At 38.2% G+C, this 24,303-nt stretch carries 23 protein-coding genes; 11 read left to right on the top strand and 12 right to left on the bottom strand.

From position 1 onward, the window contains the following. Positions 1-37: 37 nt before the first annotated feature. A complete protein-coding gene (locus tag DBO93_RS14430) occupies positions 38-958 on the top strand; it encodes a L,D-transpeptidase family protein (protein ID WP_108456963.1) in 921 nt (306 codons plus the stop codon). 86 nt (positions 959-1,044) lie between these two features. Here DBO93_RS14430 and DBO93_RS14425 read toward each other — a convergent pair whose 3' ends face one another. From DBO93_RS14425 to DBO93_RS14385, 9 genes are all read right to left on the bottom strand, one after another. After that, positions 1,045-1,305: an Lpp/OprI family alanine-zipper lipoprotein gene (locus tag DBO93_RS14425; RefSeq protein WP_108456962.1), complete on the bottom strand. Its 261-nt coding sequence runs from the start codon at positions 1,303-1,305 to the stop codon at positions 1,045-1,047. Positions 1,306-1,530: 225 nt separating this feature from the next. Further along, on the bottom strand, positions 1,531-2,019 hold the full coding sequence (locus DBO93_RS14420) for a potassium channel family protein (protein ID WP_239059004.1): 489 nt from the start codon (positions 2,017-2,019) through the stop codon (positions 1,531-1,533). 55 nt (positions 2,020-2,074) lie between these two features. After that, complete coding sequence (locus tag DBO93_RS14415) at positions 2,075-2,404, bottom strand: hypothetical protein (RefSeq protein WP_108456961.1); 330 nt, start codon at positions 2,402-2,404, stop codon at positions 2,075-2,077. 2 nt (positions 2,405-2,406) lie between these two features. Continuing rightward, complete coding sequence (locus DBO93_RS14410; RefSeq protein WP_108456960.1) at positions 2,407-3,045, bottom strand: hypothetical protein; 639 nt, start codon at positions 3,043-3,045, stop codon at positions 2,407-2,409. Between the two features lie 95 nt (positions 3,046-3,140). Beyond that, a complete protein-coding gene (locus DBO93_RS14405) occupies positions 3,141-3,830 on the bottom strand; it encodes a PspA/IM30 family protein (RefSeq protein WP_108456959.1) in 690 nt (229 codons plus the stop codon). Between the two features lie 23 nt (positions 3,831-3,853). After that, on the bottom strand, positions 3,854-4,267 hold the full coding sequence (locus DBO93_RS14400; protein ID WP_108456958.1) for a DUF2170 family protein: 414 nt from the start codon (positions 4,265-4,267) through the stop codon (positions 3,854-3,856). 147 nt (positions 4,268-4,414) lie between these two features. Next, entirely contained in the window at positions 4,415-6,121 is a 1,707-nt protein-coding gene (locus DBO93_RS14395; RefSeq protein ID WP_108456957.1) for a polyamine aminopropyltransferase, read from the bottom strand. A 93-nt stretch (positions 6,122-6,214) separates the two neighbouring features. After that, positions 6,215-7,117: a DUF350 domain-containing protein gene (locus tag DBO93_RS14390; protein ID WP_108456956.1), complete on the bottom strand. Its 903-nt coding sequence runs from the start codon at positions 7,115-7,117 to the stop codon at positions 6,215-6,217. 8 nt (positions 7,118-7,125) lie between these two features. After that, positions 7,126-8,136, bottom strand: a complete 1,011-nt coding sequence (locus DBO93_RS14385) for a hypothetical protein (protein WP_239059003.1) — start codon at positions 8,134-8,136, stop codon at positions 7,126-7,128. Positions 8,137-8,249: 113 nt separating this feature from the next. Between DBO93_RS14385 and glnE the strand changes: the two genes are divergently transcribed. Then, positions 8,250-11,147 (top strand): bifunctional [glutamate--ammonia ligase]-adenylyl-L-tyrosine phosphorylase/[glutamate--ammonia-ligase] adenylyltransferase, encoded by a 2,898-nt coding sequence (gene glnE / locus DBO93_RS14380; protein ID WP_239059002.1) that lies wholly within the window; start codon positions 8,250-8,252, stop codon positions 11,145-11,147. A 35-nt stretch (positions 11,148-11,182) separates the two neighbouring features. Here glnE and DBO93_RS14375 read toward each other — a convergent pair whose 3' ends face one another. After that, positions 11,183-11,875 carry a TcpQ domain-containing protein gene (locus tag DBO93_RS14375; protein ID WP_108456954.1) on the bottom strand — a complete coding sequence of 231 codons (693 nt, stop codon included), beginning with the start codon at positions 11,873-11,875 and terminating at the stop codon, positions 11,183-11,185. Positions 11,876-11,925: 50 nt separating this feature from the next. Then, complete coding sequence (lpxL, locus tag DBO93_RS14370) at positions 11,926-12,864, bottom strand: LpxL/LpxP family Kdo(2)-lipid IV(A) lauroyl/palmitoleoyl acyltransferase (protein ID WP_108456953.1); 939 nt, start codon at positions 12,862-12,864, stop codon at positions 11,926-11,928. A 69-nt stretch (positions 12,865-12,933) separates the two neighbouring features. Between lpxL and hldE the strand changes: the two genes are divergently transcribed. After that, complete coding sequence (gene hldE / locus DBO93_RS14365; RefSeq protein WP_108456952.1) at positions 12,934-14,361, top strand: bifunctional D-glycero-beta-D-manno-heptose-7-phosphate kinase/D-glycero-beta-D-manno-heptose 1-phosphate adenylyltransferase HldE; 1,428 nt, start codon at positions 12,934-12,936, stop codon at positions 14,359-14,361. A 105-nt stretch (positions 14,362-14,466) separates the two neighbouring features. Here hldE and tolC read toward each other — a convergent pair whose 3' ends face one another. Continuing rightward, entirely contained in the window at positions 14,467-15,828 is a 1,362-nt protein-coding gene (tolC, locus tag DBO93_RS14360; protein WP_108456951.1) for an outer membrane channel protein TolC, read from the bottom strand. A gap of 186 nt (positions 15,829-16,014) precedes the next feature. Between tolC and DBO93_RS14355 the strand changes: the two genes are divergently transcribed. The 8 genes from DBO93_RS14355 (at position 16,015) to DBO93_RS14320 (ending at position 24,246) form a co-directional block, all read left to right on the top strand. Next, positions 16,015-16,650, top strand: coding sequence for an NUDIX domain-containing protein (locus DBO93_RS14355; protein ID WP_108456950.1), 636 nt, complete (start codon positions 16,015-16,017; stop codon positions 16,648-16,650). Then, entirely contained in the window at positions 16,651-17,109 is a 459-nt protein-coding gene (locus DBO93_RS14350) for a DUF1249 domain-containing protein (RefSeq protein ID WP_108456949.1), read from the top strand. A gap of 4 nt (positions 17,110-17,113) precedes the next feature. Beyond that, on the top strand, positions 17,114-17,899 hold the full coding sequence (locus tag DBO93_RS14345) for a metallophosphoesterase (RefSeq protein ID WP_239059001.1): 786 nt from the start codon (positions 17,114-17,116) through the stop codon (positions 17,897-17,899). Between the two features lie 22 nt (positions 17,900-17,921). Next, positions 17,922-18,506: a YqiA/YcfP family alpha/beta fold hydrolase gene (locus DBO93_RS14340; protein ID WP_108457863.1), complete on the top strand. Its 585-nt coding sequence runs from the start codon at positions 17,922-17,924 to the stop codon at positions 18,504-18,506. A gap of 16 nt (positions 18,507-18,522) precedes the next feature. Then, the gene (gene parE / locus DBO93_RS14335) at positions 18,523-20,412 is read left to right on the top strand and encodes a DNA topoisomerase IV subunit B (protein WP_108456948.1); all 1,890 of its coding nucleotides are present in this window, start codon (positions 18,523-18,525) and stop codon (positions 20,410-20,412) included. A gap of 126 nt (positions 20,413-20,538) precedes the next feature. Beyond that, on the top strand, positions 20,539-20,946 hold the full coding sequence (locus tag DBO93_RS14330; protein WP_108456947.1) for a VOC family protein: 408 nt from the start codon (positions 20,539-20,541) through the stop codon (positions 20,944-20,946). Between the two features lie 215 nt (positions 20,947-21,161). After that, a complete protein-coding gene (locus DBO93_RS14325; RefSeq protein ID WP_162533798.1) occupies positions 21,162-22,991 on the top strand; it encodes a tetratricopeptide repeat-containing diguanylate cyclase in 1,830 nt (609 codons plus the stop codon). Next, positions 22,984-24,246: a GGDEF domain-containing protein gene (locus DBO93_RS14320; protein WP_108456945.1), complete on the top strand. Its 1,263-nt coding sequence runs from the start codon at positions 22,984-22,986 to the stop codon at positions 24,244-24,246. Before DBO93_RS14325 ends, DBO93_RS14320 begins: the two co-directional genes overlap by 8 nt. Positions 24,247-24,303: the final 57 nt, after the last annotated feature.

The raw sequence follows: 24,303 nt of genomic DNA, 5'->3' as shown, positions 1-24,303 counted from the left end.
ACACGGTTTAAACTCTACTAGTGCTTGTTGTTATTTTATGTCAAATTTATTCTCAAATGTGTTTACATTCAAAAAGTTGATTTGTAGTTTTCTCCTTAGCTTTGTTGTATTTGTAAGTGCTGCTAAAACCTATAATTTACCTCCAGAGGGCTCTCGATTGATTGGTGATATGCAATATCATGAAGTGATCAAAGGAGACTACTTTCAACGCATTGCCGAACATTATAATGTTGGCTTTCTCGCCTTAATGGCAGCTAACCCAGGTGTTGACCCATTTCTCCCTACTTTAGGGCATCAGTTGGTTATACCTAGTCAAATGTTGCTACCTTTTGGTAAACGTGAAGGCATTATTATTAATCTACCCGAATTACGGTTGTATTATTTTCCAGAAAATAGTGACAAGGTTCATGTTTTCCCTGTGGGTATTGGTAGGGAAGGGTTAGCAACACCAAAAACAATAAGCTATATAGGTGAAAAGCGTAAAGATCCAGTTTGGCGGCCAACGACTGAAATGAAGGCGCGATATTTTGCTGAACATGGTCGCAAGTTAGCAGATGAAGTACCCGCGGGAACTAATAATCCGTTCGGAAAATATGCTTTGCGTTTAGGTACTAGTGTGTATTTATTGCATGGTTCGAATCAACGTTTTGGTATCGGTATGCGTGCTAGCTCAGGTTGTATTCGTTTATATGACGATGATATTGAGTGGCTATATCAACATGTTGCGATTAACACACCGGTAAAAATTGTTGACCAGGCAATAAAGCTTTCTTACGAGCCAAACAAAAAGTTGATTGAAGTGCATAGCCCATTAACCGGAGATAACGGTGAAATGAGTAAAACCGATATTACATCTGCTGTTAGGGCGTTTGTCGGCGACTTCCCTGAAAATAAAAGCCTGTTATTAAATCAAGTAACAAACCCTAAAGGTTTGGTTACAGAGTTACACGCGAATTAAATATTTCTTCTTTAAAACAATAAAACACTAAAAAAAGTTTAGTGTTTTATTTATTCAAAAGCATTTTATAAGCTAATTACGGGGTATTACTTTTTGTAACTAGCTACTACATTATCAATGCGTTCATTAGTATCTTTTACTGCTTGGTTAGTTTTTTCTTGCGCCATACCTAATTCGTTGACTTCAGCTGATACTGCTTTAGTTTGAGAAGATAGGCTATTAACTTTATCTGTTAAGCTATCCACTTTTTGATTTAGTTGAGAGATATTTGCTTCTAGAGCAGAGTTATTAGCACAACCACTTATAATGGCAATAGCGGCTACTATGGTTAGTTTTTTTAATAGCATGATGGGATCCCTGTGTTTTTATTAAATTCAAATACTCTACGAGTAATAAGTTTTCAGTATGGCACAAAAATATCATGGTTCAAAATAATCAAAGTGCTAAAAGCATTTGTTTGCTAGTCGTTTCATTGCAGTGAGCGCTAACTTTAATTAACATTATGAGAGGTCTAACCGTATAATACTTAAGCGAAAGTATGCACTTGATTTTACTACTAACTATTATAGTATCTATTTATTGAGGGACTTTGTTAGCGCTTCTAGTTTTTCTTCCAACGCTATAAGTTTTTTAGCTGTTTCTGCATTTTGAGCAATAATTTGTGCGTTTTGCATTCTTAGCTCACGGTTTTTAATATTAGTATCGGCAAAGCCAAATATTTTATTTACAAACACCGCGCCCATGCCGCCCAAAATACCAACACCTAGAATGAACATAACAAAAACGCATGCTCGACCTACAAAAGTGATGGGGTAAACATCGCCAAAACCAATGGTAGTTGCAGACATTACCATTAGCCATAGAGCATCGCTGTAGCTATTAACTGGTGAGGCATCAAGCCCAACTTCTGCTTGATAAGTTAGGTAACCTAACGATATATTTAACGTTATAAATAAGATCAAAGATGCTGCGCCGATAAAACCGTAGTTGTAATTTTTTACCCCGAAACCATCGACGCGGTATAAATTGGTTTTTTCCATGGCTTTTTGTACGACTATCATTGCAATCTCGACATTATTTTATCAAATGGAATTAACTGTTGAGTTCAGTGCAGATTTATTCAATCAGGCTCCCATCAACATAATTGATTAAATCATCCATCAATTTTTTCTTAATTTCAAGTTGTTGTTCAGCAGATAGACCATATTTCTCACCCAGTAATGCATAATCTTCAGCTGACAAACTAACCGTTAGTCTTGGGCGTTTAGGGCGTTTATTGGTTGGCAACCCTAAAATATCTCTAATTTGCTCAGAAGGGCTAATGCCGGCTTCTAATGCTTGCTTTCGAATGGAAAGCTGAATTTTTTCATCCATATCAAAGGCAACTTGTACCGCTTTAACTGCTTTGACTGATGATTGCCACTTCTCGGGGATTTTTCTCGACACGGTTAACTCCCTGGGTACATGTCCACAATGTCTGTGGTAGGTCTAAATAAGGTTAAAAATACTTCCGTATCGCCGTCTTGCCATACTTCAATATCGATTCCTTTGTCTTGGTCTTCGTTAAACAGATCGTAAAGTTCAAATTGCTCGCCGCTGTCTTTTCCTTCATAGGCTGAGAGGGCATCGGTTCGGTAGTCTTTACGATGAAAGTAACCGACTTGGGCGTAACTACTTTGTTGGTATATTTCGCTGCTCCAACCTGAAGTGTTGTTACTGTCAGTTATACGCGTTAATTGTGCTTCGCCGGGTTCATCAAAGACTTCAGCGAACTGTTCAAGATCAAATAATGTTTCAACGTCTTGGTGTAATATTTTAAGGGAAAATTTTAGGTAAGTTTTATCGTCTACATCTAAGGTTAAGTATAGTTCAAGGTCGTTATTACCTTTTAGAACCCACTCTGCTTTAGTTTTATGCTCAAACTCATAACTATTTACAGCACTGACTTGAAATTCTTGTGCTCGCAATGCAGCAGGTAAACCAAAACTGTCTGACATGACAATAATATCACCTAAGGTGAGTTCTTTCACATTATTGAGTTTGCGTTCTTGAGTTGGCTTCTTGAATATGTTTTTAAAAAAACTCACGGTGTGCTCCAAATATTATGGCGAACAGTTAGCCTAAATAAAGCTAAAAAACCGCTTTGCATCAAGGATACAAAGCGGTAACTAAAATTTGTTAGTTATTTTTTCTTAGCTTTTAAACGCTCTAGTACTGAATTAGCGTTGTTGTCGTTTGCGCCAATACCTGCTTCTTTAAGCTTAGCTTCTAGTGACGTATCTGAATTCTCAGATTCTAAAACTTCAGCCGCTTTCATACGATCATCAAACTTTTGTTGCTTGGCTTTAATGCGCTCTAAAGAGTCTTTCGCATTTAATAGTTTAGAGTTACTTGATGAAAAGTTATCAGTAATTGCTGATGTCGCTTTCTGTACGCTTTCTGTGGTTTTTACCATAGATAATTGGCGCTTGTATTCAGCAACTTGGCGTTCACTCTTTTTCACTAACTCTTTTAATCGTTCGGCATTACCTTGAAAGCTATCAAGCGCTTGTTGTTGCGTAGTAAGCTCGTTTTCAAGGGTAGAAATTTTTTCTGCAACGGCTAATGCAAGTTCATCGTCACCTTTATCAAGGGCTTGCACGGCATAACCTTCATGTTCTACCACTTCACGTTTAATACGTTCAACGTCACGGCTAGACGACATTTGTTGTGCCATTACACCAGTTAAGTCACGTTTAGCTCTGGTTAAGTGATTTTCAGCATCACGAATTTCTTGCTCAAAAATACGGGTAGCGTTTGAGTCAATAATTGATTCACCCACTTCAGTTGCACCGCCGCGTATAGCGGTCATAATTTTCTTAAATATACTCATAATAATACTCCTAAGGTGGCTGCTTAAATTAAGTAATCACTCATGTCGTCAATAATTTCTAGTGCATTGTTACTCAATACCGCTAGTTCGTGTTCTATATCATCAAAAGTTGAGCTAATCGCGAGTGCGCCAAAAATGACATACTTTTCACCAATTTTTGAAAATGAAGATAATGGCATTGGAATGTTCATCTCTAACATACTGACGTGCATTTCATTGATCTTATCTGTTTTAACTTCTTCTTCACCCCAGAGGTAGGTGATGCAAAGAATTTGATCATCAGTTACCGAAACAAAAATAGGTAGCTCTTCACGGCCAAAAACTGTTATCTGTAATACATCAACTTCACCTGAAATTGGTTGGCAATCAAAAACCATCCCAGTGTCCGAGTCATCGGCTAAAGCATTTAAGTAGTCAGCTATCTTATGAATATTCATGTTTTTCCTCATGTTCTAATAAGTAGCGTAAAATCAGTTAGACTGTTTTTACTAACGACATATTATGTCGTACTGGGTTAATTTAGCATTGTGACATATTATGTCAAGTGCTAATTCATTTTATTTCTTAACTTATTTTAATCATTTTTACTGTAAATGGGCATTATTTAGCCCTTGTTGATCTTGCCATGCTTGCTGATGTAACTGATAAATAGCATGACTACCGAGATAGTTAATGGGGACTGACTCGCTATCTTGATAAAAGTCTCTAGAGAATTCAAAAGCATTAATGGCCATTGGTAATGTGAGCCAATGATGTGGTGTAGGGAATTCTTCCATACTTTTTAACCTTGTCAGTGGCGCTGCTCCCATTTTGCTGGCAATAGTCCAGCCCCACTCGCCAAAACTAGGCACGTTATCATGATACTGTTGAACCGTTGAGTAGCCTGCAGCTTGTACGGTTTTTCCTATGGCAATAAATGCGTTTTTAGCGTGGTAAGGGCTAGCCGATTGAATACCAATTAAGCCATCGCCAGCCAGTAGCTGTTTTAAACGAGCATAAAAGTTTACGGAATAAAGTTTATTAAGATCTGGATGACTAGGGTCGGGTAAATCAACAATAATTGCATCGAATGTCTGCTGGTTTTGCAATAAGGTATCAATCGCTATAAAGGCATCAGCAGAAATAATGTTCACACGTTCATCACGCAAGCTAGCTTCATTCAAACCTTCAACTTTATTGGCGAGTGAGTAAGGCAATTTCTCATGTGGATTTTTAAATAAATCAATTAACTCGGTATCTAAATCAACGAGGGTGACATTTTTAGGTTGCCATTGCAGAACATCTCGTAAAGCTAAGCCATCACCGCCGCCAATAATTAAAATATTATCATGGCGTGCTGAACCAGCTAAAACTGGGTTAACTAGATAGCTGTGGTAAATAAACTCGTCTGATGATGAGAACTGTAAGCGGCCATTTAAATAGAAGTTAATAATGTTGCCATCGTTCGGCCCCATATTTCGTTGGGTAAATGTTAGCTGTTGAAAGCGTGTTTTATCACTATAAACAACTTTATCGAGATAAAGTAAGTTGCTCATCTGGCTCAACCAACCATTGCCAAATTGATATATAGCTAAAATCATGATTAACAAAACACCATGCGCTGTAATTAAGGTTTTTCGCCAGGTCAGTCTTTGCCAGTAATAGAGGATAAAAACGATACCTGCAGTGAGGTTTAATGCCGCCGTTAATGCACTGGCTTTACTGATGTCTATTGATAAGAGAAATATAACCCATATCGCTGCGCCAATACCTGCGCCGATATAATCTGCACCGTAAATAGTACCTAAGTTATTTTTAAGATGCTTTTGGTGTATTTCTTCTCGAATACGCGCAATCAACGGTATTTCCATGCCGATAAAGAAACCTAAAATAAAACCAAAAAAGTAAGGACTATTAAAGGCAATAAAGCTGAGTTGTTTAAATAGACCACCACGCGGGTATGCGTCTGGCGGTAAGTTGAACATTGAGCCTAAAACTTCAGGAAAGGTTTGCGTTAGTGCTATTAGTCCGCCAATGATCAATATTGAACTGCTACCCAAAAATGCAATAGTAAGCTCTAACCAAACAAAACCATTAAAAGCACATTGAATTTTTCGTGCTGCAAATGCCCCTAACCCCATAGCAACGATCATCAAGCCAATCATAGCGTATATAGTGCTTTCCATTATGCCCAAAACACGGCCGGCATAATGCGATAATAGGTATTCGTATATCAGTCCACAACCTGCTAAAACAGCCATCGTTAGAATCAGGAGTGTATCGTCCCATAGCCGATTTCTTTGGATTGTCATTGATATTCCTAGCTTGAATAAATTACGTTTAATGATTAGAAAGCAATCAAGCGCAAAAGTGCGCTTGATGTGGTGTGCATATTTTCGCTGCTATTAAGACATTAAAGCCGTTAGTATTAGCGCAATTGAGATACTGATCGCCATTTCGACTGAAGCGACACCAATATTATGCTGTTGGTCTACTTCTTCAACTAAATTAATACCCATGAGTACTAAACGTTTAGCAATTGAGGTGAGTAGGGCGACCAATAAAGTCATCACCATGCCAAAGACTAACCAACCCACTAAGTTTACCAATAAAGTATCTGGGCTGTAGGTTAAAAAGTGACTGGCAGCGGTTACGGCTAAAGCGGTACTAATTGCCTGGCCCGCATAGCGAATAGCAAGCGCAACATGACCCTCAGCAAAAGCGGTTTGCATGCTGTGATTTTGGTTGTTTTTCGCATATTGACGTTCTTTAAGGCGAGTAACTAACACTAACATGGCTTGTGAAACAATAAAGCCCGCGACAATAGCCGTAAATGTGCTGATGTCTAAACCGTAAACCCAAAGTAAAACTGCGCGAATAACAATCGCTGTGGCAATAGCGCCTGAAGCGTCGACAATGCCTACTGCAATATTACGAGACTTAATCTCTGCGTTTTTGTCTATGTGGTTCAAGGCAAAGCGATCATGAAAAATTCGGCCAATTTTAATTAAAATTAAACCTAATATTCCGTAACTCGCCATGCCAATGATTTCCATCAAGTAACTATCAGCATTTTCGCCTGTTATGGCACCGGTTAATACAATACCTAAGGCGGCTACACTACCAGCAACGCTAATACCAAAAGCAAAGTTATCTTCTTTGGCAAGTTCGTCTGTTGAGTTGACCTTTGCCGATAAACCACTAATAAAGCGCATTGCGCCAAGTAATATAATGGCAATAGTAATATCAATCGCTAAGAAGATTAATAGCTCTAGATTTAGGCCGGTTATTTCAATAAATGTATTCATATTTATCCCTACTTTCCACGTCTAAAACTACGTGACGTTGTACTCTTACTGTTTCTAAAGCTAGCATTTTTGGCACTTTTACTTGATTTTGCATAAGCGCTTTTATTAGCTGTTTTACTAGCAAATCGATTGGCACTGGTTTGTGCACTTTTACTTTGACTAGAGATACTTGAAGCGCCCGTTCTATTTTTGCTGTAAGCGCTAGTGTACTTTTGCCCACGACTTTGAAAAGATTTTTTGGTGCGAGTATCTAAATCAGTTTGTTTACGCAGTTGATCAGGAGAGCTGTATCGCTTGCGACCATAATCATTGTAATAACTATAATTTCTGCCACGGCCCCAATCACTATAACTGGTGCGTCGCGAGCCAAATAAGTCGCCCATCATAGAGTACATACCATACCAAGCCCAAAACGACATGCCGTTAGAGCCTGTCGTCCAACTGCCATAAGATGGATTGCCAATAAGTTGTTCGCCTGTCCCAAAATCTTGTGCCTTATTTGCCGACATACTTTGTGCTTTTGACAGCGCATTAACGCGTGGCAAAGTACCGTCAGACATATCAGCTAAGACATTGAGTGGGTCGCTTAATGCATCGGAATATAAAACCGGATCAGCAGCTTGATATAAGTTTAATAACTCATCATAGATAGCTTGAGAGCTCTCAAACATTTGAGGTTGATTTTTTACCGTGTTTAATCGATCAGTTAATGCTAAAAACATTGGGCCTTTAGTACCCGTATCTTTTAAAAACTCGTCAATTAACGGCTTATAACTTGGCTTACTTTTGAGTAGCCTTTCTCCGTACTGATTTATTAAATTCGCGTTACGAACTTCGCCATTACTAAGTGCTTGAGCAAGTAATTCAATGCGTTGTTCAGTGAGTGGTATTTGCTGGGTGATTTTCTCTTTTACTGGATCTGTACAAGCAAAGAGTAATAACGTCAGCAAAAGTATCATTAATTTTAGCGGCTGCATTCCTGCCATACTGTCCTCAAAAATGCTATGGTTATCATTCATTAGTACCATTTATGACATATTATGTCTATTTTTTTAGGTATATCAATGAAATTAATTTATTATCCAATTTTAACAAATATTCATTTGTCATTGTAACAATTATCGAGGATAACGTGCCTAATTCATCTCCTTTGTCATTTTCACCATTACTTGAAGAGCAAAAAATTAAAAGCTGGCTGCAGTTTTCTCAACAATTTCCTAACGTTACCGATAGCCTTTCGCCAGAACGATTAACATTATTTAAAAACGCGATTGTGTTAAGTGATTTTATATTACGCAGTGCGATACAGGCTCCAACCTTGATTGTTGCACTGTTTAATAGTGAACAGTTACTTACTCAACAAACACCTGATTATAGAGCTATGCTCCTCGAAAGTGTTGAGCAGTGTCAAACCGAAGAACAACTGCAACATTATTTGAGAATGTTCCGTTTAGAGCAAATGGTTCATATTGCTGTTGGTGATTTTTTGTTGGATATATCGCTTGATGAATCACTTAAAAGACTCTCTGCTTTGGCCGATAACTTAATTATTGCCGCCAATAATTGGTTATCAATATTTTGTCAGGAAAAATGGGGTATGCCAGTTAATTCTGCCGGTGATCCTCAACGTTTACTGGTCTATGGCATGGGGAAGTTAGGCGGTAAAGAACTTAACTTTTCATCTGATATCGATTTAATTTTTGTTTATCCTGAGGCTGGTGAAACACAAGGTGTTAGGCGTTCTATCGACAACCAATTATTTTTTACCCGTTTAGGTCAAAAATTAATTACTGCGCTTCATCAACAAACAGCCGATGGTTTTGTGTATCGAGTTGATATGCGTTTGCGACCCTTTGGTGAAAGCGGACCTTTAGTCTTGTCGTTTACTGCCATGGAAAATTACTATCAAGATCAAGGGCGTGACTGGGAACGTTATGCCATGTTAAAAGCGCGATTAATCGGCGAAAGCGACTATCATGGCCAATTATCAGATATGCTTCGCCCATTTGTTTATCGACGCTACATCGACTTTAGTGTTATTGATAGCCTTCGCCGAATGAAAGCCATGATTGCTCAAGAGGTCAGGCGAAAACAGCTTAACAATAATATTAAGTTGGGCGCTGGCGGTATTCGAGAAGTCGAGTTTATTGTACAAGTTTTTCAGATGATCAGAGGCGGTCGTGATAAGGATTTACAACATCGTAATTTATTAACCGTACTGCCTTTATTGGTCACTCACGGTGAACTTACCCCGCAGAGCGCGCAGGTGTTAACTCATAGTTATCGATTTTTACGTCGAGTTGAGAATATTATTCAAGCGCTTAATGACCAACAAACCCAAACCTTACCTGAATGCGAACTAGACCAACAAAGATTAGTGACTATTCTTGCTGATAGCGATTGTATTGATTGGCCAACTTTTCTTGCTCAACTTACCTTTCATATGCAAGGTGTTCATCAACAATTTGGCGAACTTATTGGTGAAGAAAGTCCTAACCGACAAGCTGTTGACCAATACTGGACAACATTATGGGATAGCCAATGGAGCGATGAGGAGTCTATTGCTTGGATTGAGCAGTCACCTCAACTACTTGATAATACCGACGGTATAAGATTCAAACATAGCGAATCTTTATGGCTGACATTAAGAGACTTTCGCCGTGAAATGATCAAACGCAGTATGGGGAGTCGGGGTAGACAAATTCTGGACAAACTAATCCCTACCGTACTTTGGCATTTGGCTGAATTAAAGTTAACCGACCAGACTTTAGCGAGAGTCTTAGGGGTATTAACAACGGTTGCAACACGAACGGCATATCTAGAGTTACTGTTCGAAAATGAAGGCGCTTTAAAGCAGTTAATTCATTTATGTCGCAACAGCAGTTGGGTAGCAGAGCACATAGCTAAGTTTCCAATATTATTAGATGAACTTATTGACCCTAAGCTTTTTCATCAGCCCCCTCTATTGTCTTCATATGCCGCTGAACTTCGAGAAACTATGCTGCGGGTGCCGGAAGACGATCAAGAAGCGCAAATGATCACTTTACGCCAGTTTAAACAAGCTAAACAATTACGCATTGCCGCAGCAGATATCACGGGTATTTTACCCATTACTAAAGTCAGTGATCACTTAACCGCTTTAGCTGAAGCACTTGTAGAAGAAGTTGCCAATTTAGCATGGCAACAAATGGCGCTGCGTTTTGGTGTGCCTAGCAGTAAGTTAGATGGCCAAGATAAAGGCTTTGCTGTTATTGGTTACGGTAAATTAGGCGGGATTGAGCTCGGTTATAGCTCAGATTTAGATTTAGTCTTTGTTCATGATGCTGATATGGCTGAAATGACTTCTGGCGAAAAGTCGATTTCTGCGGGGCAATTTTATTTAAAACTTGCGCAAAGAATGATGCATTTATTCAATACCCGCATGGCAAATGGCATATTATATGAGCTAGATATGCGTTTGAGACCTTCAGGTAATGCGGGCTTGTTAATGGTGCATATAGACACTTTTGCTCATTATCAAAACAGTGATGCTTGGACATGGGAGCATCAAGCATTAGTGCGAACTCGCATTATATATGGTCATGATGCGCTAGCGCTGAGGTTTAAAGAAATTAAGCGCGAGGTTTTAATGAGGAAGCGCGACAAGGCACTATTACTTGAAGATGTGATAAAAATGCGTGATAAAATGCGCTTACATTTAGATAAATCTACATCGGCAGAAGTTGATATTAAGCAAGGTCTTGGGGGCTTAGTTGACATTGAGTTTCTTGTGCAATACTTAGTGCTCGCTTACTCTGCAGAACACCCTAAATTGAGCGATTACTCCGATAATATTAACTTGCTCGAATACTTAGCCAGTATTGATGTTATTACTGTGCAGCAGCAACAAGCTTTAGTGGATAACTACTGCAAGTTGCGTGACTTTAGTCATCAAGCAACCTTACAAAATAGCCCTGCGATGATATCTGAAGCTGAGTTTTCTGCACAACATAACCAAGTGATGAACATTGTTAAATCGTTATTGCATTAACAACAATATCGTAAGGCTAAGTGGGGTTTATACTTTTACCTTTTAGGTAATCTAAGACACTCTTTAGCTAAGTAAGGAATATCGTTCTCTATCAGCACAATGGCGCGTTGTTGATAACAAAAATAGACAGTAAGGCCATTTTCAAAATGGCCTTCGATGGCTTTGCCTATTTGATATGAGGTAGTGATGATGTTTTGGTTAATTCTAAATGGGCCTTTAACCAAAAAGTCGCGATTTAACCACCAAATCAATTCAATATCATTGTTTTTAGTATATTCAGATAACTTTTGATATAAGGTTTCACCAAGGCGAAATGGATGGTTATCAGTGCTACCCGTCCAGCTTCTTCGCAAGGGGCGAGTGATTAAACGCCTTTCTTCTAATATTTGCGCTAAATCACCTTCAGGATCGGGCAAGTAAACAATATTATTTCGAATTTTTGGACCTTTTCCATCCATCTCACCATGCAAGTTGGCATAATAACGGGAAAGTCCATCGGCCGCTGCATTCGTATTTTTTTTTGCGACTTCAGGTTCGTCGGAGCTTTTTTCTTCTACCGACTCAGTTTTGGGCGCTGCTTTATCTTCGTGATGAATATCTACTTTTGTTTCAGTTGTTAGCTCAGTTGCATCTTGGTTGAGTGAAAATAAGTACGCTTTGTTTAACCAAAGCGCTGTGCCTAAAACAATTAAAATAATACCTATAATAATATTTATAAATAATTTCATAAATCACTTAGCGTAGTTTGCTTTCAGCCCTATACATTAAACAACTAATATTAGTTATACAATGAAGGATCGTCTTCGTTTGGTCGAGTTTTAAAGCGACGGTGTAACCACATATATTGTTCAGGCTTAACTAAAATAGCTTTTTCTAACTCTTGATTCACTCTTAATACGTCTGCTGTGTCATCACCAGTTGGAAAGTTTTCGAGCATAGGTTTTATTTCTAAAGTGTAACCGCTGCCATCGTCATTTCTGGTAGGAATGATCATATGTGTTTGCGTGTTTTTTTGTCGAGCAAATATTAATGTGCCTGTCGTTGATGCGGCTTCTGGTACGGCGAAAAAAGGCACGAAGATACTGCGACTGCGTCCGTAATCTTGATCAGGTAAATAAATACAAGCTTCACCATCTTTCAATGCTCTAAGTAAGCCTTTAACATCACGCTTACCTAACATGTATTTGTTAGATCGGCCACGACCACGAAATTGAAAATATTCCATTAGCTGATTATTGTGCGGTCGGTAAAATACCACCATAGGATGACCTGAGCCAATGCCACGACAGTTTATTTCAACACTTAAGTAATGCATGGCAAGTAATAAAACACCTTTACCTTGCTTTTGTGCTTCTTCAATATGCTCTAGACCAATGATGTTTATTTTGTTTTTTACTCGCCAATTTGGCCACCACCAACCCATACCTGTTTCTAATAAGGCAATCCCGGTATTTTCAAAATTTCGTTTGAGCATTATTTGGCGTTCGGCATCTGTCTTATCCGGAAAGCAAAGTTCTAAATTCCGTAAGGCAACTTTTTTTCGGCTAGAGCCTATTTTGTAAAGTAAACGTCCTATCATTTTTCCAAGAAATAATTGGAATCGGTAAGGTAACCAAGATATTGAGTACAGCACTAATACCGCAATCCACGTTAGCCAATACTTAGGTAATAGGAATGATATTTTAAAATTTGGTTGTAAAACTTTGTTTTTACTCACGGGATGATTTCAACTCATTGAATTGCTTGTGTTACAATATTGCTTATTATATCTGTTATAGGGTACAGGATGAAAGTAGATATTCCCGCTTTTGAAAAAGCGCGTGTTTTAGTGGTTGGTGATATCATGCTAGATCGCTATTGGTCTGGGCCAACTCAACGTATTTCTCCAGAGGCACCTGTGCCAATTGTTAAAATACATCAAGACGAAGATCGACCAGGGGGCGCGGCTAACGTAGCCTTGAACATTGCTTCGCTAAATGGTCAAGTAACTTTGCTTGGTATTACTGGTGCCGATGAAGCGTCTAAAACATTGCAAACACAGTTGTCGGCAATGAATATAAATTGTCAATTTATTCAATCTGTAGATCATCCTACGATCACAAAATTGCGTATTTTAAGTCGAAATCAACAATTATTACGTTTAGATTTTGAAGAATCTTTTGCTGAAATTGATAAAACCCCCTTGATTGAGCAAACCAAAGCTTTAGTGGCTCAACATGATTTATTGTTGTTGTCAGATTATGACAAAGGCACATTGTCAGAGGTTCAAGCACTTATTCAAGCGGCAAAATCACAAAATATTCCTGTGTTAGTTGATCCAAAAGGTACTGACTTTTCACGTTATCGTGGTGCAACATTAATTACGCCTAATCTTGCAGAGTTTGAAGCCGTTGTTGGGCCATGTAAAACTGAAGCTGATATCGTCAAAAAAGGGCAAGCTCTGCTAAATGAATTAGAGTTAATCGCTATGCTGGTCACTCGAAGTGAACAAGGCATGACCTTGCTAATGCATGACCAAGAAGAGTTTCATTTACCTACCCAAGCTAAAGAGGTTTATGACGTAACTGGCGCTGGCGATACGGTAATAGCGACATTGGCACTGTCAATTGCGGCAAAAGCTGATTTTGCTCAAGCGAGCGCATTAGCAAATATAGCGGCTGGCATTGTCGTTGGTAAGTTAGGTACGTCAACGGTTAGCGAAGCTGAATTAGGTGCAGAGTTGTTATCTGGCCAAGAAAGTGGTTTTGGTGTGATGACCGAAGATCAACTTAAAATTGCGGTTGAGTTAGCTCAAGCACGCGGCGAGAAAATCGTGATGACCAACGGCTGTTTTGATATTCTCCATGCTGGTCATGTTTCATATTTATCAACGGCTAATACATTAGGTACTCGCCTCATTGTTGCGGTTAACGATGACGCGTCTGTCACGCGATTAAAAGGGCCTGGTCGCCCGGTTAATCCGGTCGATCGTCGTATGGCTGTACTTGCTGGGTTAGGGGCAGTTGATTGGGTAGTGCCATTTAGTGAAGATACGCCACAGCGTTTAATTGCCAACATATTACCTAATACCTTAGTCAAAGGCGGTGATTATAAAGTAGAGGATATCGCAGGCGGTAAAGAGGTTATTGCTGCAGGTGGTGACGTTAAAGTGCTTAATTTTGAAGATGGTATTTCTACGACTAAAATTATTAATGCCATAAAACAAGAAGATTAGCACATAGACATATATCGACTTGCAGGATTCTGAGAGAAGCCTGAACATAAAAAAAGCAGCATTTAATGCTGCTTTTTTAATACTTATTTTTTGCTAATCAAGCGATTACTTAGCAGCGGTTAAACCTTGGTTTATATCGCTTAAGTCTTGTTCTGTAATCGTTCCGCCTGCTCGCTTTAATGCTAATACATTTTGAATGTAATCATAACGAGTAGAAGATAAGTTTCGTTTAGCGTTGTACAAGTTTCTGGTGCTGTTTAACACATCAACAATCGTACGGGTACCTACTTCAAAGCCGGCTTCAGTCGCTTTCAATGCACTTTGCGCACTGATCACAGATTGCTCTAATGACTTTATCGATGAAACGGCTGCTATTACAGTGTTGTATGCGTTACGCGTGTTTTGCACTACATTTCTGTATGCTTGTTCCATATTTTGGCTTGCCGCAACATAATTGCTTTGCGCTTGGCGAACACTACTTGTTATAGCACCACCTGAATAAATAGGTACATATAAAGAGATGCCGATTGAGTGGCTATCTAATGCTGGATTGTTAAAGTTTATATTGTTCACTTCATTATCTTGATCTTGGCTACCGTAACTGCCCGATAAGCTTAAGGTAGGGTAATGACCCGATCTTGCTATATTGATATTTTCTTTTGCGATATCAATACTTATTCTTTCAGCAATTAATTCTAAGTTCTTTGCTTCAGCCGTTTGTTGCCATTCATTGGCACTGTCAGGCGCTGGGCGAGAAGTACTAAAACGTTCCGTATTTAGTATATATAAATCGCGAGGGTAAACATTGGTGATTACACGTAATGCTTCTTCAGCATTAAATACTTGGTTTTCTGATATAATTTCACTGGTAACAGCATTATCAAATTGCGCTTGAGCTTCATGTACATCAGTAACAGCCGTTAAACCAACTGAAAATCTTTGCTTCGTTTGCTCTAGCTGACGCTCAATAGCCGCTTTTTCTGCTTTTGCAAATTCTAAATCATCTTTGGCACTAAGTACTTGAAAGTAAGCTTGTGTCACACGAACAATTAAGTCTTGTTTAGCTAATTGGTATGAAACATCGCTTTGGTGCGCAAGTTTTTTAGCATTATCAAGTTTTAACCAAGTACTGTGGTTATATAATTCCATGTCCAAGTTAATACCGTAGCTAGTCGTATCGCTTTTATTGGTTAGTATTTGACCTGAAGACTGCCCAGTATCTGAGGTTGGAATAAACTCACTTTTGCTTTCAGTGTAGCTTGCAGAACCGTAAATTTGAGGAAGCAACACAGAACGAGCTTGTTCAATACCTTCTTCAGCTGCAAAAAATTGCGCCTGAGCTCTAAGAACAACCGGATCATTTGCTTGTGCTTGTTGGTATACTGATAATAAGTCTTCGGCATTAGCTAAAGAGCTACTTGCAGTAAAAGCAAGGCCAATAAATAGTGCGGTTATTGTTTTTTTCATGTTGGAACGATTCCTGTAATAATGAACATGTTATTATTTTTCTAATTATAACTATCTTATCGCGAATAATGAATTAGCTAAATAGAATAAGTGTATAAGGAGGTACTCTAGTGTAACAAAATGTTAAATGTTAGGGTATCTAAAAAATGTCTAAAAATATGACTATTCAGATAAAAGGTCACTAATATGAGTATCACCGAAGAACCACTCTTACGCTTTGGTTTAGCTGACGTAGAAGTGCGAAGTCGAGTAAGGAAATACCAAGGTTTTTTCGCACTTGATGAGTACCAGTTTCGCCATAAACTCTATGCTGGTGGTTACAGTAAAGTGTTAACAAGAGAAGTTTTTGAGCGCGGTAATGCTGTAGGGTTACTTCCATATGATCCAAAAAATGACACGGTCGTATTGATTGAACAATTTCGTGCCGGCGCTCTACAAAGTAAAACTGGGCCTTGGCAATTAGAATTAATCGCTGGTATGTTTTCAGAAAATGAAGTGCCACAAGATGTCGCTATTCGTGAAGCAAAAGAAGAAGCCAATATAGATTTAGCGCCAGAAAATGTGATTAAAGTCATGGATTACCTTTCAAGTTCTGGCGGGATGACTGAATGCATTCATCTTTATTGTGCTTGTGTTGATAGTGATAATATTTCTGGCATTTTTGGTTTAGCGTCAGAAGATGAAGATATTTTAGTACATGTTATTTCAAGAAAAAATGCTGAGAAGTTGCTTGCAGAGGGAAAGATACTTAATGCGGCCACTATTATTACGCTACAATGGCTAGCCCTAAATATTGATAAATTTAAGTCAAACTGGAAATAAATGTCTGTTGTAGAAAAAAAATACCGTCCCCATTTACCTACGTTAATGACCTTGTGTGAGGTGAATTATATGCTGTTGCTTCGTATACTTGCTGATAAAGAGCAGGTAGGAGAGCAGCGTTGCTTTTTTATCTCAGACTTTTTAAGTTATCGCGTTAAGGTCAATGAAGTAACAAAATACACGACACTAATGACGATTAACCAAGAAGCGAATATTCATGGCTATAACTTAACCGAGCTTTTTCGACCCAAAATGGTGGTACGCTTGTATCATGATGCTCGAATGGCCGAAGTTATTAGTAATCAAGATGTGCAACAAATTAAACCACGTTACGATTACCCTAACGAAAAAATGCACTTACCCAATGAAAAGCAACAAGTGAATTATTTTTTAAAAGAATGGTTACAACTTTGCTTAAAGTTGGGTCAGGTTCACTTAGATATTTCTAGAAATTCATAAGCCAATGCTTCCAAAAACAGTAACAGACAAATTAATGCCAAACGAATTTACCCTTGCACAGTTGAGCGATAGCCATTTATTTGCAGACAAAAGTGGTACACATCATCAGGCTAATGTTTATCAAAACTTAAAGAGAGTATTACTCTCTATAAAGCAGCAACCTTCGATAGATGCTATTGTTTTTACCGGTGATTTAACTCAAGATCATACCGAAGCGTCTTATCAACTTTTTGCCAATGCTTTTGATGACTTAGAAATTAATATACCGGTTTACTTTGTAGCAGGTAATCATGACGAGCCAGCACTGTTAAAACAGTATTTGTCGAAAGCACCATTTTGCCAAAGTAGTGTAATAGAAAATGATTATTGGCAGGTGCTGTTATTAGAAAGTAAAAGTGAGACCCCCGCAGGCGTTATAACAGCAGAAGAATGTAATAAGGCCAGTAGTATAATTAATCCGGCTAAATCACAATTGCTCTTAACACATCATCATGCGACAGATGCTGGTTTTTTTATTGATCGGCATGGTTTACTTAATAAAGAAGAATTTTATCTATGGTTAACAAAATTCCCTTCCATTAAAGCGCTGGGTTGTGGTCATATTCATCAGGCATTAATTTTACCTATAACGCTGGTTGGTCGAACTATTAATTTATACACCTGTCCTGCTACCTCTATTCAATTTGATATAAACTCTGCAACGGTGACATCAAACGGGCAAGGACCAGGTTATCAAGTATTTACGCTGGCAAGTACCGGCGAAATATCTCGAAAAGTCATTTTTGTCTGAAAATAACGAGAAAAATATTTTTATGATTAACATATTATACATCCATGGATTTAACTCTTCGCCTCAGTCGATGAAAGCTGAACTAACGAGAAAATATATGGCGGCAAACCATCCTGAGGTTATTTTTCATTGTCCGCAGATTATTTCATCGCCAAATGGTGCTATTAAACAACTTGAAGATATTATTGCTCTTGAACCTAGCGCTACTTGGTTAATTATGGGCTCATCTTTAGGGGGGTACTTTAGTACTTACTTAGCTGAAAAATATCAAACAAAAGCGGTGTTAATTAATCCTGCTGTTAGACCATTTGAATTAATGGAAAATTACCTCGGTGAGCAGGTAAATCCTTATACACAAGAACGCTATCAAGTACTTGCACAACATATAGTTGAATTAAAATCACTCGAACAGGTAAATATATCTAAAAATAACTACTTGGTCATGGTACAAACAGGTGATGAAGTGTTAGATTACCAACAAGCTGTTGAAAAATACCGTCATTGCGAGTTAGTTATAGAGCAAGATGGCGATCATAGTTTTATTAACTATGAAAACGCCTTGCCTAACATCGCGTTATTTTTTAACTTACCACTAATATCAGCCTAGTGATCAGAACATATAAATGAGCGAACAATATAATTCCGACTCCATTGAGGTCTTAAGTGGCCTTGACCCAGTACGCCATCGTCCTGGCATGTATACCGATACCACGCGCCCTAACCATTTAGGTCAAGAGGTAATCGATAACTCGGTTGATGAAGCCTTAGCCGGTCATGCACAAAACATTACCGTAATTCTTGATAAAGATCAGTCATTAGAGGTTATTGATGATGGTCGTGGTATGCCTATTGATATTCACCCTGAAGAAGGCGTGTCAGGCGTAGAACTTATCTTTTGTAAGTTACATGCTGGCGGCAAATTTTCTAACAAAAACTACCAGTTTTCTGGTGGTTTGCATGGTGTTGGTATTTCAGTGGTAAATGCGTTATCAACTCGTGTAGATGTGTCAGTTAGGCGTGATGGTAAACTCTACGAAATGGCTTTCGAAAGTGGCTATAAGGTTGAAGAATTAAGAGAAACAGGCACCGTAGGTAGACGAAACACTGGCACCCGCGTGAAGTTTTGGCCTGATGCCAGCTATTTTGACTCGGCCAAGTTTTCAGCGCGCAGATTAGTACATTTATTAAAAGCTAAAGCTGTTCTATGCCCAGGCTTAACGATAAAGTTTCATGATAAAAACGAAGACGCTAAATATCAATGGTGTTATGAAGATGGTTTAGTCGATTATTTAAAAGAATCAGTTAAAGGTTATGAAAGCTTACCAGAAGAACCGTTTGTAGGTAGCTTCTCCTCACAACATGAAGCCGCTGACTGGGCTGTAACTTGGTTACCAGAAGGTGGTGAGTCAGTTGGTGAAAGTTATGTAAACTTAATTCCAACGGTGCAAGGTGGTACGCATGTTAACGGTCTTCGCCAAGGCTTGTTAGAATCGATGCGTGAGTTTTGTGAGTTTAGAAACTTGATCCCACGTGGTGTTAAATTAACGCCAGACGATATTTGGGATAAGTGTTCTTACATTCTCTCGGTTAAAATGGAAGACCCGCAATTTGCAGGTCAAACAAAAGAACGACTTTCTTCTCGCCAGTGTGCGGCATTTGTTACGGGCGTTGTTAAAGACTCTTTTAGTTTATGGCTAAATGAACATACTGAAATAGCCGAGTCGTTAGCTGAATTTTGTATCTCAAACGCTCAACGTCGTTTACGTGCAAGTAAAAAAATAATTCGTAAAAAAGTGACTCAAGGGCCTGCATTACCGGGCAAGTTAACTGACTGTGGTAGCCAAGATATTTTACGCACCGAATTATTTTTGGTGGAAGGTGACTCAGCGGGAGGTAGTGCAAAACAAGCTAGAGACCGTGAAATTCAAGCCATTATGCCGTTACGCGGTAAAATATTGAATACATGGGAAGTCGATTCAGGACAAATATTAGCATCGCAAGAGGTGCATGATATTTCTGTCGCCTTAGGCATTGACCCTGACACCGAGGACTTATCTGGATTACGTTACGGTAAAATTTGTATTCTTGCCGATGCCGACTCTGATGGACTGCACATTGCAACATTACTTTGTGCGTTATTTACTCAACATTTTCTGCCATTAGTACAAGCCGGACATGTTTATGTAGCTATGCCGCCACTTTATCGTGTTGATGTAGGTAAAGAAGTGTTTTACGCGCTAGACGAAGCAGAAAAAGACGGTATTTTAGATCGTATTGAAGCAGAAAAAAAACGCGGTAAAGTAAACGTTCAGAGATTCAAAGGGCTAGGTGAAATGAATCCTCTTCAATTGCGTGAAACAACGATGGATCCCAATACCCGTCGTTTAGTGCAATTAACGGTTGATGAACACGCAGAAACGATGGAACTGATGGATATGTTACTTTCGAAAAAGCGTAGTGGTGATCGTAAAATTTGGCTCCAATCTAAAGGTGATTTAGTTGATCTAGACTAATTGCATTAGCATAAGACGTTTAGTTGTTCGTATTACCAATTCAACAATGACTAACGTATTAGTTTAACGGTAATTAATTAAGGTATAGTTTATTAACTATACCTTTTTGCTTTATTAAGGGAAATTATGATCGAGCATCGATTATTGCGTAGCATCTGCCATGCGTCTATTGGCACTAATGATTTAAAGCGAGCTAAAGCCTTTTATACGCCAGTGCTTGCAACATTGACTATAGCCTTGGTCAGTGAATATGAACAGGCTGTTACGTACGGGAAAGGGTACCCTGAATTTTGGTTGCAACAACCTTATGATAAATTGCCGGCAACACCAGGTAATGGCGTTCATTTTGGCTTTGTCGCATTAAATAAACAACAAGTTGATGACTTTTATCAATGCGCTATCGCTTTGGGTGGACGCTGTAATGGCAAACCCGGCGCAAGGCCAGAATATGGAACACCATATTATGGTTGCTTTATTATCGATTTAGATGGCAATAGAATAGAAGCAAGTTATTGGCAAGTCACTGAAAAATAGCCTTAAAGCTATATAGTCGTTAAGTTTTTTAATAACTTTTTCATCTCTCGAAATAATACTTTATCATTTACACAAATTCGTTTTATACTGTATTTGGTACATTATCGCACAAGCTGTTGGAGCGCGAATTTGTTAAGAAGCTTTGTAAAATTAATCTTTCAAAATTGTGCCCCATTTTCTTTGTTTTCTTGTTAATATCTTGTAAATCTAATGCATTGCAATCGTTAACAGATAACGACTTTAATTCTTTTCTATTACGCGCAGAACAACTGAATAATAGTGATCCTAAAGCGGCTTTAATTCTATTAAATTCATATAAAGAAGCGTTGAACACTCAGCCTATATCCAACCAAGTAAATTTTTATCGTATTCAATCAGCGGCCTATTCTGACCAAGCACTTTATAGTTTAAGCGAGGTATCTGCCGACCAAGGACTAATGCTAGCAAAGCAAATGAACAATCCCAGTATATTTATTGCTGAACTTGCTTACACCAAAGGCTTTTCTCTAGAAAGTTTAGGTGACTTTGATAGCGCACTTCAAATTTATCAAAATGGGCTAGACGTTGCTCGTTCCATGAATAATACGGAGTTAACGGCGCGAGGTTTAATTAATATAGGAGCGATATTATATTTACAAAAAAACTATAAACAGTCGTTAATAACTCTGAACCAAGCCTTAAAACTTGCTAATGCTATTGAAGATGAAGCTCTGTTAGGTGATATAAACAGCGAGTTGGGAATTCTATACGGTTATTTAGGCGAAGAAGAACAAGCAAACGACTACTTTGAGCGGTCTTATCATCATTTTAAAAAGGCAGGAAAACATAATTATGCGCTGAATAGTTTGCATAATGTTGCTAATAACCATTCAAACCAAGAGCGTTATGAGCAAGCCCTTGAAGTTTATCGAATATTAGAAAGCGAAATTCTACCGAATACGAGTAATCATTTTATTGCGGGTATCTATCGAAATATAGCTTGGGCGTTGGTAAATCAGAAAGAGCCTGATACCGAAAGTGCCTATCGTTATATTATACTTGCAGGTGAATATGTTAAAGAGGTTGAACAACACGCGGTCAAATTACAATATATTGTAGATAAAGCCTTTGTTTTAGAAAAAATGGAGCGTTATCAGGATGCGCTCGATAATTTGGCGAAAGCGCAGGCACTATTAGCGCTTAAAGATAGTAATATTTATGATACCAGTGAATTAAATATCCTATTTCTCCGTGCTAAATTAGAATATGTTTTAGGTGATTACAGTCAAGCAATTGAAACTCAGTCTACATTTTTCACTAAATCAATAGCCTACAAAAAAGCACGAGAAACCAATGAAGTTGATGAGTTAATTCTCCAATACGAAAGTGAAACGGCTCAGCGACATAAGCATATTTTAGAAAAAAAACAACGACTACAAGATCTACAGCTGCAACAAATGACAGACAACGCTAATAGTCGAGAAATTTTCGTTATCGTATTAGCTGTGTGTACTTTGCTATTGGCTTGGTTTTTACTTCGTGTGATTACGGGGCAAAAAAACTTAGTAAGGGTGACAAGAATTGATAGCTTAACCGGTGTGATTAATCGACGCAGGCTGCTTGAGTTAGGAGATGATTTGTTTTTGCAGGCAAAAAAGGAGCAACAAGCTTTTAGTGTTTATATGATAGATATTGATTTTTTCAAAAAAATTAATGATCAGTTTGGTCACAGTATCGGTGATAAAGCATTACAAGAAGTTGCCGTGTTAGGTCAGAATTTAATGCGTGCCAGCGATGTATTTGGACGATTTGGCGGTGAAGAGTTTATTGCACTTTTACCTAACACTCAAAATAATGAAGCACTTGAAGTTGCTCAGCGATTACGACAGCATATCGAACAAACAAAGTGGCAAACGCTGCAAATAAACCAGTTAACTATCAGTATCGGTGTTGCGACATTTGAGAACGATAATTATGCCGACTTCTCACTTTTGCTAAAAGCTGCAGACGAACAATTATTAAAAGCAAAGCAAGCTGGTCGAAATAAGGTTAGCTCTGATGCGTAAATATTTAATGTTTAAATTTTTTGTATTATTTTTTTGGGCTATATCGAGCAATATGCAAGCCCATGCTGATGAAGTCATTGGTCAACAACAGGCATTTACATCTGCTGATAGTCCTCAAATTAATCAGGTTAATTTAAAGCAAGAATGGCTAATTAGCGGGGCAGTATACTCACTTAAAGTGTTGAGCGAGCATGACAAGGCAGCCGCACAAGTTAAACTTTTGGAATTACAAGCTACAGGGTTAACTTTAAATATTGCAGAGCAATACCTTTTAAATGTCATTAGGGCTAATATCTCAGATATTAAAGGGCAAGAACACAAAGTTATTAACTGGCTTAATAAAGCAATATTACTTGAGCCATCACTCACCAAAAAGCAACTCGACTCACCATTATTTGCCGATTCTTATTTACTTTTGTCTAATGTATATCAAAGACAGGGTGAAGATAAGCTTGCCTTTGATAGTAAGAAAAAATATATAAAAAAATATTTTGCGCACTTGAAACAACAAAAAGAATTACGCGTTAACCGTTTAAATGAAAAATATAATATTGAGAAGAAGCATGAAGAAAATGAATTGCTTACCCAAAATAATGAAATAAAGCAATATGCACTTACGCGGGCAGAGTCAGAACGCACTCAACAGCAGATTAATATCGTTATTTTTATTGTTGCAGTTAGCGTATTTTTCTTACTGCTTGTTAGACAGTTTAAAATTCGTCGAGCATTAAAGTTATTAGCTAAAACCGATAGTTTAACGCAATTACCAAATCGTCGCGCATTCTTCAATAGTGGCGATGCATACATGCATAAAGCATTATCTTCAGATAAAGAACTGAGTATTTTAATGTTAGATATTGATAACTTTAAAATGATAAACGATAACTTAGGTCATGACGTTGGCGACAGTGTAATTTGTAATGTCGCCGCTTTAGCCGCTGAAACAATGCGTTCAAGAGATTTCTTTGCACGTATAGGCGGCGAAGAGTTTGCTGCTATTCTACCTGACGCAACTATTGAGCAAGCACGTGCCATTGCTGAGCATATACGTGAAAAAATTCAAGACAGCATTCAAGACCATAGCAATAAAAACTCAAAGCTTAATAGCTCTGTTACCGTGAGTATTGGCATTGCGAGCATTAGAGATGTAAAAGAAAATTTTGATAGTTTGTTACATGCTGCAGATTTAGCTATGTATCAAGCAAAAATTAATGGCCGTAACCAAGTTTTTAGCTTCACTAATGAAAAGAAATAAAACTAACAATATTCACTATTGTGAGATATTTATCAGCTAAAAGTATACTTTCCTCCA

The sequence above is a fragment of the Colwellia sp. Arc7-D genome, assembly GCF_003061515.1.
GTDB lineage: Bacteria > Pseudomonadota > Gammaproteobacteria > Enterobacterales > Alteromonadaceae > Cognaticolwellia.
Note: the sequence above shows the minus strand (reverse complement) of the source record. Positions and strands in the feature narration are given on the sequence as shown.

Bases quoted from the DNA above. Each gene is read 5' to 3' on its own strand.
- DBO93_RS14430 (WP_108456963.1), top strand. From the start codon at position 38: ATGTCAAATTTATTCTCAAATGTGTTTACATTCAAAAAGTTGATTTGT.
- DBO93_RS14425 (WP_108456962.1), bottom strand. From the start codon at position 1,305: ATGCTATTAAAAAAACTAACCATAGTAGCCGCTATTGCCATTATAAGT.
- DBO93_RS14420 (WP_239059004.1), bottom strand. From the start codon at position 2,019: ATGATAGTCGTACAAAAAGCCATGGAAAAAACCAATTTATACCGCGTC.
- DBO93_RS14405 (WP_108456959.1), bottom strand. From the start codon at position 3,830: ATGAGTATATTTAAGAAAATTATGACCGCTATACGCGGCGGTGCAACT.
- DBO93_RS14400 (WP_108456958.1), bottom strand. From the start codon at position 4,267: ATGAATATTCATAAGATAGCTGACTACTTAAATGCTTTAGCCGATGAC.
- DBO93_RS14395 (WP_108456957.1), bottom strand. From the start codon at position 6,121: ATGACAATCCAAAGAAATCGGCTATGGGACGATACACTCCTGATTCTA.
- DBO93_RS14390 (WP_108456956.1), bottom strand. From the start codon at position 7,117: ATGAATACATTTATTGAAATAACCGGCCTAAATCTAGAGCTATTAATC.
- DBO93_RS14385 (WP_239059003.1), bottom strand. From the start codon at position 8,136: ATGAATGATAACCATAGCATTTTTGAGGACAGTATGGCAGGAATGCAG.
- DBO93_RS14375 (WP_108456954.1), bottom strand. From the start codon at position 11,875: ATGAAATTATTTATAAATATTATTATAGGTATTATTTTAATTGTTTTA.
- hldE (WP_108456952.1), top strand. From the start codon at position 12,934: ATGAAAGTAGATATTCCCGCTTTTGAAAAAGCGCGTGTTTTAGTGGTT.
- tolC (WP_108456951.1), bottom strand. From the start codon at position 15,828: ATGAAAAAAACAATAACCGCACTATTTATTGGCCTTGCTTTTACTGCA.
- DBO93_RS14355 (WP_108456950.1), top strand. From the start codon at position 16,015: ATGAGTATCACCGAAGAACCACTCTTACGCTTTGGTTTAGCTGACGTA.
- DBO93_RS14350 (WP_108456949.1), top strand. From the start codon at position 16,651: ATGTCTGTTGTAGAAAAAAAATACCGTCCCCATTTACCTACGTTAATG.
- DBO93_RS14345 (WP_239059001.1), top strand. From the start codon at position 17,114: ATGCTTCCAAAAACAGTAACAGACAAATTAATGCCAAACGAATTTACC.
- DBO93_RS14340 (WP_108457863.1), top strand. From the start codon at position 17,922: ATGATTAACATATTATACATCCATGGATTTAACTCTTCGCCTCAGTCG.
- parE (WP_108456948.1), top strand. From the start codon at position 18,523: ATGAGCGAACAATATAATTCCGACTCCATTGAGGTCTTAAGTGGCCTT.
- DBO93_RS14330 (WP_108456947.1), top strand. From the start codon at position 20,539: ATGATCGAGCATCGATTATTGCGTAGCATCTGCCATGCGTCTATTGGC.
- DBO93_RS14320 (WP_108456945.1), top strand. From the start codon at position 22,984: ATGCGTAAATATTTAATGTTTAAATTTTTTGTATTATTTTTTTGGGCT.